This window comes from Planktothrix paucivesiculata PCC 9631, assembly GCF_900009265.2.
Classification (GTDB): Bacteria; Cyanobacteriota; Cyanobacteriia; order Cyanobacteriales; family Microcoleaceae; genus Planktothrix; species Planktothrix paucivesiculata.
The window spans coordinates 98,070-111,479 of sequence record NZ_LR734998.1; the positions used below are offsets into that span (position 1 = coordinate 98,070).

The 13,410-nt window shown below is 42.5% G+C and carries 11 protein-coding genes; 5 read left to right on the forward strand and 6 right to left on the reverse strand.

The features are described from left to right. Nucleotides 1-159 precede the first annotated feature (159 nt). The 4 genes from folK to PL9631_RS03850 all read left to right on the forward strand — a co-directional run bounded on the left by folK (nt 160) and on the right by PL9631_RS03850 (nt 3,118). Nucleotides 160-642, forward strand: a complete 483-nt coding sequence (gene folK, locus PL9631_RS03835) for a 2-amino-4-hydroxy-6-hydroxymethyldihydropteridine diphosphokinase (protein ID WP_083617187.1) — start codon at nt 160-162, stop codon at nt 640-642. Between the two features lie 30 nt (nt 643-672). Continuing rightward, nucleotides 673-1,227 carry an NUDIX hydrolase gene (locus PL9631_RS03840; RefSeq protein ID WP_083617192.1) on the forward strand — a complete coding sequence of 185 codons (555 nt, stop codon included), beginning with the start codon at nt 673-675 and terminating at the stop codon, nt 1,225-1,227. A 79-nt stretch (nt 1,228-1,306) separates the two neighbouring features. After that, nucleotides 1,307-2,737 (forward strand): FAD-binding domain-containing protein, encoded by a 1,431-nt coding sequence (locus PL9631_RS03845; protein ID WP_083617195.1) that lies wholly within the window; start codon nt 1,307-1,309, stop codon nt 2,735-2,737. Nucleotides 2,738-2,896: 159 nt separating this feature from the next. Continuing rightward, nucleotides 2,897-3,118, forward strand: coding sequence for a hypothetical protein (locus tag PL9631_RS03850; protein ID WP_083617198.1), 222 nt, complete (start codon nt 2,897-2,899; stop codon nt 3,116-3,118). Here the strand turns inward: PL9631_RS03850 and nadB are convergent. The 5 genes from nadB to hetZ form a co-directional block, all read right to left on the reverse strand. After that, nucleotides 3,115-4,827 (reverse strand): L-aspartate oxidase, encoded by a 1,713-nt coding sequence (gene nadB, locus PL9631_RS03855; RefSeq protein WP_083617201.1) that lies wholly within the window; start codon nt 4,825-4,827, stop codon nt 3,115-3,117. The genes PL9631_RS03850 and nadB overlap by 4 nt on opposite strands. Before the next feature lie 154 nt (nt 4,828-4,981). Next, nucleotides 4,982-5,437: a photosystem II complex extrinsic protein PsbU gene (gene psbU / locus PL9631_RS03860; RefSeq protein WP_407947572.1), complete on the reverse strand. Its 456-nt coding sequence runs from the start codon at nt 5,435-5,437 to the stop codon at nt 4,982-4,984. Between the two features lie 586 nt (nt 5,438-6,023). After that, the gene (locus tag PL9631_RS03865) at nt 6,024-8,369 is read right to left on the reverse strand and encodes a transglutaminase TgpA family protein (RefSeq protein ID WP_083617288.1); all 2,346 of its coding nucleotides are present in this window, start codon (nt 8,367-8,369) and stop codon (nt 6,024-6,026) included. A gap of 59 nt (nt 8,370-8,428) precedes the next feature. Beyond that, entirely contained in the window at nt 8,429-9,475 is a 1,047-nt protein-coding gene (locus PL9631_RS03870) for a hypothetical protein (protein WP_083617206.1), read from the reverse strand. Next, complete coding sequence (hetZ, locus tag PL9631_RS03875) at nt 9,468-10,628, reverse strand: heterocyst differentiation protein HetZ (protein WP_083617209.1); 1,161 nt, start codon at nt 10,626-10,628, stop codon at nt 9,468-9,470. The genes PL9631_RS03870 and hetZ overlap by 8 nt, the downstream gene beginning before the upstream one ends. Before the next feature lie 170 nt (nt 10,629-10,798). Here hetZ and PL9631_RS03880 point away from each other — a divergent pair, with 170 nt between their 5' ends. Continuing rightward, nucleotides 10,799-11,287, forward strand: a complete 489-nt coding sequence (locus PL9631_RS03880) for a hypothetical protein (RefSeq protein WP_083617212.1) — start codon at nt 10,799-10,801, stop codon at nt 11,285-11,287. Between the two features lie 144 nt (nt 11,288-11,431). Here the strand turns inward: PL9631_RS03880 and PL9631_RS03885 are convergent, their stop codons facing one another. Next, nucleotides 11,432-13,357, reverse strand: coding sequence for a PP2C family protein-serine/threonine phosphatase (locus PL9631_RS03885; protein WP_083617214.1), 1,926 nt, complete (start codon nt 13,355-13,357; stop codon nt 11,432-11,434). Nucleotides 13,358-13,410: the final 53 nt, after the last annotated feature.

A 13,410-nucleotide genomic window follows, 5' to 3' on the forward strand; every position in this document is an offset into this window, starting at 1 on the left:
TCATTAAGATTTAAGTGATTAACAAAGATCTAAAAGAACCCGCCCGTACCAGTTGTCAGTCTATTACCCATTACCCTGTTACTGAGCGAAGTCGAAGTATTACCCATTACCCATTACCCATTACCCATTACCCATCCCTGATTTCCTATATCTAAAACCATGAAATCTAGGCTCGTTGCGATCGCATTGGGAAGTAATTTAGGAGACTCTAAAACAACAGTTAAAACCGCATTAGATCTCCTAAATCAGCATCCCCAGATCCAGGTTAAATCCTGTTCGAGTTGGTATCAAACTCCTCCTATTGGCCCTCCCCAGCCGGATTATATTAATGGTTGTGCTATTCTGGAAGTTCAACTACAACCGCAGCATCTATTAGAAATACTATTAGCGGTTGAAAGTCAGCTAGGACGAGTCAGACGAGAACCTTGGGGGCCAAGAACCCTTGACCTGGATTTGCTTTTGTTTGATAATTTAGTCTGGGAAACTCCGACGTTAAAAATTCCCCATCCCCGGATGAGAGAACGAGCGTTTGTATTAGTTCCTCTAGCAGAAATCGCCCCGAATTGGGTTGATCCTGTGACCCAAAAAACCATGATTCAACTTTTGAAAACTGTTGATTGTTCAGAGATTCAAAAACTTTAATTTTTTTAGCCCTAGTTGCTCTTTAATATTATGACAAAACCCGGATCAGAACCCCCAACTATTTTACAAAATCGTCTGTTTTATCAAGGACGAAAATTTAGTTTTGATGTCAATACTTTACGTCTTCCTAATGGGGTAGAAGGAGACTGGGAATGTATTCGTCACCCAGGGGGGGCGTTAGTAATTCCCGTGACTTCAGAAGGAAAATTAGTCTTAGTTAAACAATATCGGTTTGCAGTCTCAGGACGAACTTTAGAGTTTCCCGCCGGAACAATTGAACCCAATGAAGATCCCGCCGAAACTGTTAAGCGAGAAATCGAAGAAGAAACCGGATATCGCGCCCATCGCTGGCAAAAATTAGGACAATTTATATTAGCACCCGGTTATTGTGATGAAATTATTTATGCGTTTTTAGCCCAAGATTTAGAAAAATTAGAAACACCCCCCGCCCAGGATGATGACGAAGATATTGAGACGGTTTTAATGACCCAAAAAGAACTAGAACAAGCCATTTTAGATGGTGAACCCGTAGATGCTAAAACGATTTCTAGTTTTTTATTAGCTAAACCTTTTTTAAATATTTAATCTGAAATATTATATTATTAATTTGGGTTAAAATATGATAAAATAAATACAGTTTATATACATAATAAAATCCAATCCTATGTCTGAAGATTTAATTTTATTTTGGCATCGACGGGATCTCAGAATTGACGATAATTTAGGATTGATCAATGCTTGTCAATCGAGTTCTAAAGTGATCGGTTTATTTTGCTTAGATCCTAATATTTTAAACCGAGATGATATCGCGCCTGTGCGAGTTCACTATATGATCGGTTGTTTGGAATATCTCCAAGCACAATATAAAAAACTAGGCAGTCAATTATTAATATTAGAGGGAAGACCTGAAGAATTAATTCCTAAATTAGCCAGGGAATTAAATGCTAAAGCGGTTTACTTTAATTTAGATATTGAACCCTTTGCTAGAGAACGCGATCACACGGTTTCAGCAGCATTAAATTCCATAGGAATTATTACAAAAACAACTTGGGATCAGTTATTCCATCCCCCTGAGCAAATTTTTACCCAATCTCAAGAACCCTATAAAGTTTATACTCCCTTTTGGCGGAATTTTAGTCTGAAACCCAAAGCCAAACCCAAACCTCCCCTCTCTCCCACCTTCATCGGTTTAACCGAAACAGAACAGGAATTAGCCCAAAAAATCGGTGTTATTCCCCTACCTTCGGCGCAAAAATTAGGCTTTATTTGGGAAAACTCCTTAATTTTAGAACCTGGGGAAATAGCCGCCCAAGAACGCCTAGAGGAATTTTGCGATCGCGCTTTATATGAATACGACGAACAACGAAACTTTCCGGCAATTGATGGCACATCTCAACTGAGTGCAGCCTTAAAATTTGGGGTGATTAGTATTAGAAAAATCTGGGAAAAAACCCTCGAAGCCATGGCAACTTGTCGCAGTGATGAAGCCCGAAACCAGATTCAATCTTGGCAACAGGAACTTGCCTGGCGGGAATTTTATCAACACGCTTTATATCATTTTCCCGAATTAGAATTAGGCCCCTATCGGGAACCTTTTAAAACCTTTCCTTGGCATAATAATAAACGACATTTTCAAGATTGGTGTGCAGGAAAAACCGGTTATCCGATTGTTGATGCGGCTATGCGACAATTAAATGAAAGCGGCTGGATGCACAACCGATGTCGGATGATTGTGGCTAATTTTTTAACCAAAGATTTAATTATTAATTGGCAATGGGGAGAAAAATATTTTATGCAAACCCTCATGGATGGGGACTTAGCCGCTAATAATGGGGGATGGCAATGGAGTGCTTCTAGTGGAATGGATACCAAACCATTAAGGATTTTTAACCCCGCCAGTCAAGCCCAAAAATTCGATTCAGAAGCCGAATATATTCGTCAATGGTTGCCCGAATTAAGGAGTTTAGATCCAGAATTATTAGTCACAGGAAAGATATCAACTCGTGATCGCCAATCCTGCGGTTATCCCGAACCCATTGTCGATCACAATCAACAGCAACGTCTATTTAAACAACTTTATCAAGCCCAAAAATAACAGTCGCGCCTGGTAATTAGGAAATGTGCCAACAATTTTTCCTGATAACTCAGTGTAATTACGGAATATAATTGATATACTTGAACTACAAAGGCAGTTTTGTTATCGTTGGCTGCCCTGGTTGAAGAACTTGAGGTTTAATTAGGGGGTAAAACGATTATGGTTTCAAGCCTAAGATTAAAAAAAACAATTGCACTGATTAGCTGTTTGCCCTTGAGTGGGGCTTTAATTTTCGCCTTTGGGATGAAATTAGGGGAAACTACCCAGGTCAGTTTCACGCAGTTGTATCAACATCTGAACACTTCGCAGTTAATCTGTCAATACGTTCCTCCTGATACGGGAAAACCCCCGGAAGGTGACGGTTCAGGTTCTCGAACCTAATCCAGTACGGGCGGAGATTTCCAGATTCGGTTTTCTTGAATTAAGGTATGAACTTGCCAGTTTGGGTCTGACTGTGGGTAGTCTTGTCGAAAATGACCCCCACGACTCTCAAAACGAAACGCTGCACTCTTCAAAATCAACTCCCCAATACTCAGTAAGTTATGGGTTTCTCCCCACTGTTTCAAGTCGCTGTGGGCGATTTTTTGTATTTCCAGTTCAGCCGAAGAATTCGGATGTAGAGTCGATAGAAATTGGCTGATAGGTAGGGCTAAAAATTCTTCAGACCATGCTCTTACCTGCATTAATCCCTCCTGCAAATAATCGGACTGGCGACAAATCCCGGCACTACGCCACAGGATATCTGGCAAGTTAGATCTAATTGTTTTAATGGTAGCATATTGTTCTTCCCATTGGGCGGTGGGTGACACCAACTGGGATACGGGCTCAGCCCCCCCGCCACCCGATTCCGTTTCCGCAAAACCGAGATCTTCAATCGATGCCATTTGAGCGCCGAATACTAAACATTCTAACAGAGAATTACTAGCTAAACGGTTTGCCCCGTGAACTCCCGTACTTGCGGTTTCACCTACGGCATAAAGTCCCGGGATGGACGTTTGACTTTGGGTATTGGTGACAATACCTCCCATCCAATAATGGGCGGCGGGAGTCACAGGAATGGGTTCATGGAGAATATCAACCCCCCATTGTTGGCAAACCTGAATAATATTCGGAAACCGATACTGGATTTTCTCGGACGGAATTGACCGTAAATCTAACCAAACCCGGTCAGCATTGGCTCCTGGCACTTGACGTAATTTTTGTAAATGGCTAAAAATCGCCCGACTCACAATATCTCTGGGGGCTAATTCTCCCCGCTCGTCATAATCAAATACAAATCTGTGTCCCTGGGAGTCAATCAGGTGGGCTCCTTCCCCTCGCACCGCCTCACTAATCAAAAATCGAGGAGCCCCGGGTTGGGTTAGGGCCGTGGGGTGAAATTGGAAAAACTCTAAATCTCGGAGTAATGCTCCCGCTCTCCAAGCCATCGCCACCCCGTCCCCCGTACTCACACCGGGGTTGGTGGTATGAGCAAAGACTTGACCTCCTCCCCCCGTTGCTAAGACAACAGCCTTGGCCTTCACCCAATAAATATGGCTATTATGAATTAAGCTAACTCCCTGACACCGTTGACCCGAGGCATCCATCCATAAATCCAGGGCAAAGGCGGGGGAAATAATTTTAATATTCGGTCTTTCTAAAACTCTTTCTGTTAAGGTCGTAATCACTGCCCGTCCGGTTGTATCGGCGGCGTGTAGGACGCGGTGACGGGAGTGGGCGGCTTCTAGGGTCAGGGCTAACTGACTTTGATGGCGGTCAAAAGCCACACCTAAATCGACTAAACGGTGAATACATTCAGGGGCGTGATTAACCAGAAACTCCACCGCCGACCGTTCACATAATCCGGCTCCAGCTTTTAAGGTATCTTCTAAATGCAGACTGGGAGAGTCATCGGTTGAAATTGCTGCGGCAATGCCTCCTTGAGCCCAATCACTAGCGGACAGGGGTAAAACATCTTTGCTGACTACACCAATGCTCAAATGTTCGGGTAAACACAGGGCGGTATATAATCCGGCTGCCCCGGTTCCCACCACCAATACATCAAAGGTGAGGGGAAACTCGGACGGGAGGGAAAGATCAAGTAGGGTCATGGGTCAGTGCCAGGATAGGTTATTGGAAGTCACAGATCTGGACACTCTCCGTGACGAATTGAAGCCGAGTGAACTGACTTTAAAGATTATGTTAACTTTTTGTAAGTCCGTCAACATAATCTCAATATTCTGACACTGATTCCCACAGAATGGCTTAGTCGTAAGCTCCAACATTTAACCGTTGGTCGCCTTCGATAAATACGGATTCTGGAGGCGTTACGGTAAAGTTACCCAAATTCTGTTGCAGAATTTCTTTTTGTTTTTCTGTCAAACCAGAAATTTTTAATACATCTTCGACGGAATCATAGGGAGCATTCTTAATGATCAATGACCCTAAGTTCGGAAACATTCCTTTATATTGACGAAAATCTCGCAGATCGCTATTATTTAAGTCCAATTTATTGCGAACGGTGGCCATTTTCTCGTCAACCCGATTTTTCCGAGGGGCTTCCGTTGCTAAGATCGGGGAAATCACCCCATACTGCATTACATTGACGTTTGCAGCTAAAACATTTTGATGTCCAGTCCATGCGAAGCAACCGACTATCAAAACCAACAAAGCCAACAGGCGACTTAATCGTTTCATCAACGCTTTTCTCCCAACTGACATAAACAGCATTTACAAGAATTTGATATTTTTAGGCGAATCGAGTAGCAGAGTGTATTTTACCATCTTAAGAACTTCTACTTCAGTCCCCTAGTTCAATGGAAAAACGGGCTGCTCCCCTAGCCAAAAACCCCAGATTCGCAAGTCATTTGCAATCACAGTTAAGTTTATGCTGTTGTCAACCTTTTCCGATTTTATGTAAATTTTCTTAAAATTTGTTAACAGTTGGGGGGCGAAATTAAAATTCAGCCGTCCATCTCTACAAAATAGCTAATTATAAGTTTAAGTTATCTTTAACTGGCTATAGTTTTAAATTTTAAAATTAAAATTATTTTTTTCGGCTAATTTTGTCAAGAGGTTATTGAATGCCATTCGCAACTATTGACGAAATTCCGGGGTTTGGTGCTATAATACAAAAAAAATAATCTGGGGAAGTTTTGCTTATTGAAAAAATAGGGGTAAAAAACCCCTATGCTTGGTGTAATCATAATACTACAGCCCTGAATTTTACCCAATCTATTGTACAAATTTTTCAGAGGTTAGATTCAGAATATTGGAGTCGAGCTTGACAAAAATACAGTTTTGTGTATTAAGTCCATTTTCGCTGTTTCAAGCGTTTCCAATGGGATGATTTTAAATTGATTAATAATTGTCGCATTTGTTTGAGATTCACCGACTTTCCGCCATAGCGCCAACCGATATAAGCCTGAGAGATTTCATCAATCACTTCAACTTCGGAAATCGAATGATATTGGTGTAACCAGGACACATATTCTAAAGGGGTTTGGGTAGGAGATTTGGGGTATCCTTTACTTGCTAAAACCTGTAAAAGTTGTTGATAGAGACTTTCTTCCGGGGGTAACTTTGCTAACCAGCGACGATAGCGCCAACCTCGCCACAAATCCCAACCTAACCAGCCAAAAAATGCCATAATTGTTGTGAGGATTAATCCGCTAAAAATCCCTAACCATCCTTGGGTAAACAGACTAAAAAACCAACGAATTAATTGGAATAGTCCTAAAATTAAACTGCCTAAAATTGCTTGTAATCCATTAGCAACCGGAGAAGGCAGCCAACCTGCTACCCACTCCCAAAAAGCTTTTAAGGCACTAAAAGTTTGATCTTCTTCCACCGAAGGCGGAATTAAATCCATCCCCGGAATGGGGTTAAAGGCAAACCAGCCATATTCGGGAAAATATACGTCGGTCATGGCAAAAGCATCGGTATTCTTAACGATATATAATCCTGTAAAGGGATTAAATTCTCCGGGGTTAAACCCAGCCACCAGACGCGCCGGAATTCCAATTGAACGTAACATCATAGTTAAAACCGTGGAGAAATGATCGGGGTAGCCTCCGGTAATTTTTTGTCCGGCGGGACTATCTTGATACCCAAATAGAAAGGCTTCTACTAAGTCTTCATTTTTTCTTAAAAACGGCGGTTCTTCTTGTAATTTATAATTAGGGTTTTGTTTGAGATACTGGGCTAAATATAAGGCTTTTTCATAATCGGAATCTAAGGGTTTTTTGTTCTGGGCTACTTGATTCACACTAGCCAAAATTTCTTCGGTTTTTTTTCTGACTCTTTCTTGAATTTGATCGGGAACTTGTAAATAGTATTTTTTAATCCCTTCAGGATAGTTTTTAGAAGTGGCTTGTAACTGCGCCCGATCGCGCAGGGGAACTTGAGAAACCACCGTGTAAGTCATGCCCTCTCGTAATTCTAAAGGCGATCGCAAATTCCCATCAGGATCAATGGCAATTTCCTCCGTCGGGAAATAGACTGCTTTCGGTTTATTCATCGCCGGAATTAAACTGGGAAGCTGTTGAAGTACGGTATAACTTTGAATGACTTCCTGAGTTTTTGCCTGAGTTAATGCTGGAAATAGATTAAATTCATACGACCAACGGGGACGTTTTAAAGTGATAGTTCTATTATTTCGAGAAATTTCCCATCCCTGTCCAGTATATTGATCAAAAGCCACCACTCGCCAAAATCCCCGGGCTTGTGATCGCACTCTTAATACTTCTTGGGGCTTTAAATTTCCCCGTAAATTCTGATTAATTTTGGTATTAAATCCATAATAGAACGTATCATTGAGAGTTCCTGCGCCCGTTTCCTGATTTAATCCCGTGCCACTCCCACCGGGGTTATTCGGATCACTATTTCCCGAAGACACATAACCGGGATTTAAAATTCGTTGTCCATCAAATTGTCCGGGCGGCATATCAACGGGAGAACTGACCGGAAAAGTTCTTAACTGATAGCTGGGAAACCGAGGAAGAACGGTAAAAATAGTTAATCCCAATCCAACAACCACTAAAAAAATAATTCCTAAAGACTTAAAATTTACCCCGCTTCCGGGTTCCTGGGGTGTTTTTTTCGAGTTAAATTGAATATCCCCCAATCCTAAACGAGAGCGATAATCCAAAATTAATGTCGGTAAAGCTAAAGCCAAAAATACTAAAACCACAGGCCCAAAAGCCAGGGTTTGACTGAGAGTACCCGCTACTCCCATTAAAATTAATCCAATTACCATCGAATAGCCTAAATCTTTCCGCCGGGGTAAATCAAAACTGTGTAAAACCTGTAATTCTATTAATAATCTCGCTAACGCTAATCGCGTATCATTCATTTCGCCAAACAGTCGCCCAAAAAATGCAGCGAGGGCAATTAACATCCCAATAGCAATACAAAATTTAACAGGCACATTGCGATGGTAACGACGAAACCAACTCCAAGTTGCTCCGACAATGCTGACCGGAATTGCCCATAAATTCAGAGGCTCCTCAATAGCAACGTCCGTGGCAATAATCCCGGCAATCACTAATAACTGTACCAAGATCCGCAGCCAAAGGGAATCTTCAGGGATTGGCTTTGGCATGGCTTCAATCCGTCGCCATAATTGACTAATCAGAGGGATTGAATTTGTCATCGTTTCGGCTTGCTGGGCTAGGGGGTTCAAAGTTCCACCCTACTCTAACTCAATCTGACCTAAACTTCCAGTCCAACCCTCGGTTGAGGACAAATGGCAAAACAGAGGGGATTTTGATCCTCGCTATCCAATAAAACATGAAGTCGATAAATCTGATTCGGTTCAGGGTTGATCAATTCCAGGGGTAAACATCCGGGGGAATTGCGTTTTCTCGTTACTGATCTGTCATTTCCTAAGAGTTGTAACCGTCCGCCATCAGGAAGTTTACCCCGGATTTTTAATATTGTTCCCGACTCAGTTTCAACATAGTCAACATCAACGGTAAATAGCCCTAAACTTGTTAACCATTCCTGATGAACTGTCGATTGATTCAAGTGACAATTCAGGGTTAAAGTATTCAGAAGTTCCTGAGTGGCTAACAATAACAACACCATTTGTTGTTCCGGGGTGGCGGTTTCATAACGGGGTTGGGACTCCCTTAAATCTAAAGATCCCCGTAAAGACCCTCGAATCACTAAACCCGCTAATTCATTTAAGGGTTGGGACTCGTTGGGAAATAAAGTTTCCACCGCCTGAACTAATTTGGCTCCTTCTCGGAGGCCAGATTGTAGCAGAGTAAACACAGGAGCCAGTAACTGAGCAAAAACCTGATCGGGTAGGGGCATAGACCATCTCAATTGTTGTCGATGAGCCATCCACAAATGAGTAGGGGGAACCTGTTCTTCTCTAAATACGTCGGGGTACTCATTAAGCAAGTCAGTGCCGATCGGTTCCCACGGAAACAGGGGTGGGTTCAGTTGGATTCTGGCTTTGAGTTTTTCTCTTAACACGGACTCAAATCGGTTTTTCACAATTCCTATTTCTCCTATGGGTGAACATTGACTGCGGGCGTGGAAAACCTCATCTTCAGAGTCGAGGGGATCTAATTCATCCCCCTCTAGGTTTTCCCCATGAGAATTCCCATCAAGTTGTATATGGGGGGTTAATCCCGCCTCCGCCTCAACACCTGTAGGGGTGTAATTTTCCCCATACAAGTGTTGTTGTAACAACCAGTCCAAGAATTGGCGTTCAAACGCTTGCTCCTCTTGGTTTGTTTCGTTATTCATCAGTAGATGCCCCTGCTCCGGATACCGAATGATTCCTGATTTCCCAAGCCAATTCTAACAACTTGAACCAACGTTTTTGAATCTGAGCGGTTTTACAATTTAAAACCTTCGCAATTTCAACCTCGGATAATCCCTCCTGTTTTAAACTTAATAAACGCTGCTCATTTGCACCGATTTGATTTAAGAATTCTTGCCATTGATGGGGTAATAATCCTAAATCCCGTTCTAAATCTGCTTCTAACCATTGGTGAACTAATTCCCAACGGTGGCTTAAAGCAAATCGCAGTAAATGGTACTTAAATCGTTGCTGTAAATAATCACGCTGACGAGGGGTTAGTCCGAGAATTTCCTCAATTTCACGGGTTGGTAAATCCTGTAACCGCAAGACAAAATAGTCAGCACAATCTTTTTGTTTGTGTTCTTCTAAATAAGCAATCAGTTCCTCTACGACGGTTTGACGCAAAGAGTCGGACTCGGATTCGTTGGACTCAATGACCATAGCAGCCCGAACTTGTCCGAGGGAAGAATCATGATTACTCGCCTCTGATTCACTCCCTCCGCCCTGGGCAGCTAATTCTAAATCAACAAAACTTTCCTTGGGCTGTTGTTGAGAGAAGGTTTGCGCTCTTAAAATAATCAATTGTTGACTCCGACCTCGGGCTAAAGGAATTCGCCGTTTACCGTAGCGTTCCGTAAATGCCATATATTCCGCTAGTTCTAACAAGGTTCGAGCCCGGTAAGTCGGCGGTAACTGTGCTTCTTTGCGAAAGGCATTCAGGGTTTCTAAATAAAAGGCTTGTAAAAAATCCTTGATTAATTCCAATCGAGCTTGATAACTGGATTGGACTTGAGGAGGAGTGATATATCGATAAACAATCGCGCTCAAGGTACTATGTAATTCCAAAGGCCCTTGTTTTGACCCTAGCTGATAATATTGAATACATTGCTGTAAACGATGTTGTGCTAGTGTCATTGCCCAGGTTTCTACATCCCCGGAATCTTGAATCCGTTTGCTTTCTGTACAAATGCGGTTGGCTTCTTCGGTAATTCGTTCGGCCACATCCCGACAGTTTTGTTCAGAAGCACGGGTGGATTGACTCAGTTCTCTCAATAGCCTTTGGAAAATGGTTTCGGTTTGGCAGATTTCCCCCATGATGTCTAATTACTACAATGACCCTAACACAATGATTCTGTGAGTTAGCTTGGATTTCCGGATCGTTTTTTGTAGGGGCGGGTTCATCGAGATTGAGGTGATTCACAAAGATCTAAAAGAACCAGCCCGTACCAGTGTTAATATTCTTGATCTTTATTTTTTTTAATCCTATGAATTTAGACCCACAAATTCAGTCTTTAATTGATCACGCGCCTCAAGATGGAACAACTCCTCAAATTGTGGAAGCGATCGCTCCTGCGTTAAAATTATTAGCAGCACAATTAGAACATCCTGAATATTATGTTTTGCAAACTTTAGACCAAAGTTGGGTGGTTCAACCGTTTATTAATGTAGATCAACCGCAGATTAAAAAACGGGTGATTTATGCTTTTTCTACCTTAGAAGATGCTTTGAGTTATACGAATCCTGATGCGGATTCTCACGTTTTAGCGATTCCTTTACCCGTGACTCATATTTTATTTCAAATGGTTGTTTTAGAAATGCCGGATAGTTTATGCTTTTTTGAAACGCCGAATAATTTTCAGTCGGCTACGGAAATTAAACGCAGTGAAATCCAAGAGTTAATTCAGGTTTATTTACAGGACTATCAACAACGGCGTCAGTCAAAATCCCGTAAAATTCCGCCGAATATTGCTTAAGAAGGGAACAGGGAACAGGGAATAGGGAATAGGGAATAGGGAATAGGGAATAGGGGTATTTCAATCCCTAATAGATAAACTGTTTAGACCGCCAAAACCCCCTTCTATTTTGAACAGCTATAGGTTATGGGAAATTCAGTCCCATCAGCGCGTCTGAGTGGGTTGACCCGAAGGAATAGATTTAATTTGAGTCTGACGAATTTGCCACCAAATTGCAAAACCTCCGGCAATAAAAATCGCAAATAAAATTAGGATAAAAACTACCTCTTTCCACTTGTAACTTGATTTAGATGGAGGTTTAACCTCGGACTCAGGTATGGATTCATCATATAACAAAACCTTAGAGGCTGCCGTGGGTTCGGATTCCAAAGATTCAGTTTTTGTGGCTAGAGGTGTGGTTTCTACTAATACTAACTTTTGTGGAGATACCCCACAATAGGTGAGTACAACCGAGATATTATCATGACCATTCTTATCATTAGCAATTTCAATCCATCCCTGTACCGCCGATTCTAAAGATTGTTCTCCATTTAATACCGAAGCCGAAAAATCTTGCCAACACTGTTCCACCCGTTGATTATCACTTAATCCGTCGGAACATAATAATAATAATCCATCTTCCTCAATAATAAATCGTTGTACCGTTGGCCGTAAAAACTCCGCTTCTCGGGTTCCCAAAGCCTGGGTTAAAGCTCCCGAACCCGACCGTTGAGCAGCATCCCAATATAAACTTCGACCATGACCAACCTCCCGATTTGCCACATCATCATCGACAGTTAATTGTTGACAGGAATTCTGAGTAATCCAATAGGCGCGACTATCTCCCACATTCACTAGATATAATTCATGGCAATTGGTTAACTCAATACCTTCGGGGGTTTTCACCTTTTGAGGTAACTGTAAAGCCATGACTAAGGTTGTTCCCATTCGTTGCCTAAATTCTCGGCCTTGCTCATTATTTTGGGCGGCAATCACGTTATTAACAACTCGGGTAATTTCTTGCAGTTGTTCGATAATTAATTCCGGTGGGGCTAACTCCTCTTGCTGGGAAATTTCCGCCATCAAACTATAAATCAAAGGCTTTAAAGACTGTACCGCCAATTGACTGGCTACCTCGCCGCCCTCATGACCGCCCACCCCATCACAAACAATGCTTAAATGGGGAATTAATTGATCATTCGGATAAAGTTCAAAATTCCGCACATCGTGAAGACGGGGATAACAACTATCCTCATTATCGGAACGTTTGATTCCCACATCGGTTAATCCGGTTACGGCTAAATGTAAGGGGAGTTGGGCCGCCTGTTCCATTAATAATTGATTGAGTTGACTCAATACCTCCTTTAACGAGTCTTCGGTGACACGCATTAATTGGTGAATGGTTTGTAAACGATACTGTAGGCTGGGATGGGCCGTTTCTATCAAGGCTACCCAAGATTCTGCTAAATCGCGTTGGGTTGGTTGTAACGCGCCGTGATGCAGTTCTCGTAACCGCACCCGCCAACCGTCCACCCGCAGGTTCTCTTTGACAAATAAACTATAGGCCGCCCCCTGTTCGGTTAAAGGTGTCCACAGTTGCAGCATTTGCCATAACCAATAGACCTGACGCACGGCGGAGGTTTTGGGCCAGACTTCTACCAAGGTCGGGAATAGTTGACCGCGACTATCGACGGGAATGTTATCTAATAATAGGGTTTCGGTTGCTTCGGGAGAAATACCCAAGGGATAGACCCCAAACACCCCAGGAATATGCAAATGATGGGGAGAGAGATACAAATAGGATAATATCGATTCCGAGAGGGTATCGGGCAAAATGGGTGGGGCACCGGGTTTAGTATCTAACCAAACTTGGGGGAAGGTTACATAATAGCGATTTCCCACTAACTGACCGGGTTGAATTTGTCCCGCGCCCGAACCCGTCGCCCACAAATATCGATAGGTGAGGGGGGTTTGGCAAGTCTGACAAATGTGATGCCCCAAGGAGTTACGGGGTTGGGGACAGGCGGGGTTGGTACAATGAATTGGCGGCGGCGCCGAGGTGCTGATTTGGAATAATTTTTCTAAGGACACGGCTAGAACTGTTAATAGGGGAGTTAATTTTAGAAAGGTTATAATATAAAACG

Coding starts and splice junctions, on each gene's coding strand:
- PL9631_RS03845 (WP_083617195.1), top strand. CDS start 1,307: ATGTCTGAAGATTTAATTTTATTTTGGCATCGACGGGATCTCAGAATT.
- PL9631_RS03840 (WP_083617192.1), top strand. CDS start 673: ATGACAAAACCCGGATCAGAACCCCCAACTATTTTACAAAATCGTCTG.
- psbU (WP_407947572.1), bottom strand. CDS start 5,437: ATGTCAGTTGGGAGAAAAGCGTTGATGAAACGATTAAGTCGCCTGTTG.
- nadB (WP_083617201.1), bottom strand. CDS start 4,827: ATGACCCTACTTGATCTTTCCCTCCCGTCCGAGTTTCCCCTCACCTTT.
- PL9631_RS03870 (WP_083617206.1), bottom strand. CDS start 9,475: ATGAATAACGAAACAAACCAAGAGGAGCAAGCGTTTGAACGCCAATTC.
- folK (WP_083617187.1), top strand. CDS start 160: ATGAAATCTAGGCTCGTTGCGATCGCATTGGGAAGTAATTTAGGAGAC.
- PL9631_RS03880 (WP_083617212.1), top strand. CDS start 10,799: ATGAATTTAGACCCACAAATTCAGTCTTTAATTGATCACGCGCCTCAA.
- PL9631_RS03865 (WP_083617288.1), bottom strand. CDS start 8,369: ATGACAAATTCAATCCCTCTGATTAGTCAATTATGGCGACGGATTGAA.
- PL9631_RS03850 (WP_083617198.1), top strand. CDS start 2,897: ATGGTTTCAAGCCTAAGATTAAAAAAAACAATTGCACTGATTAGCTGT.
- hetZ (WP_083617209.1), bottom strand. CDS start 10,628: ATGGGGGAAATCTGCCAAACCGAAACCATTTTCCAAAGGCTATTGAGA.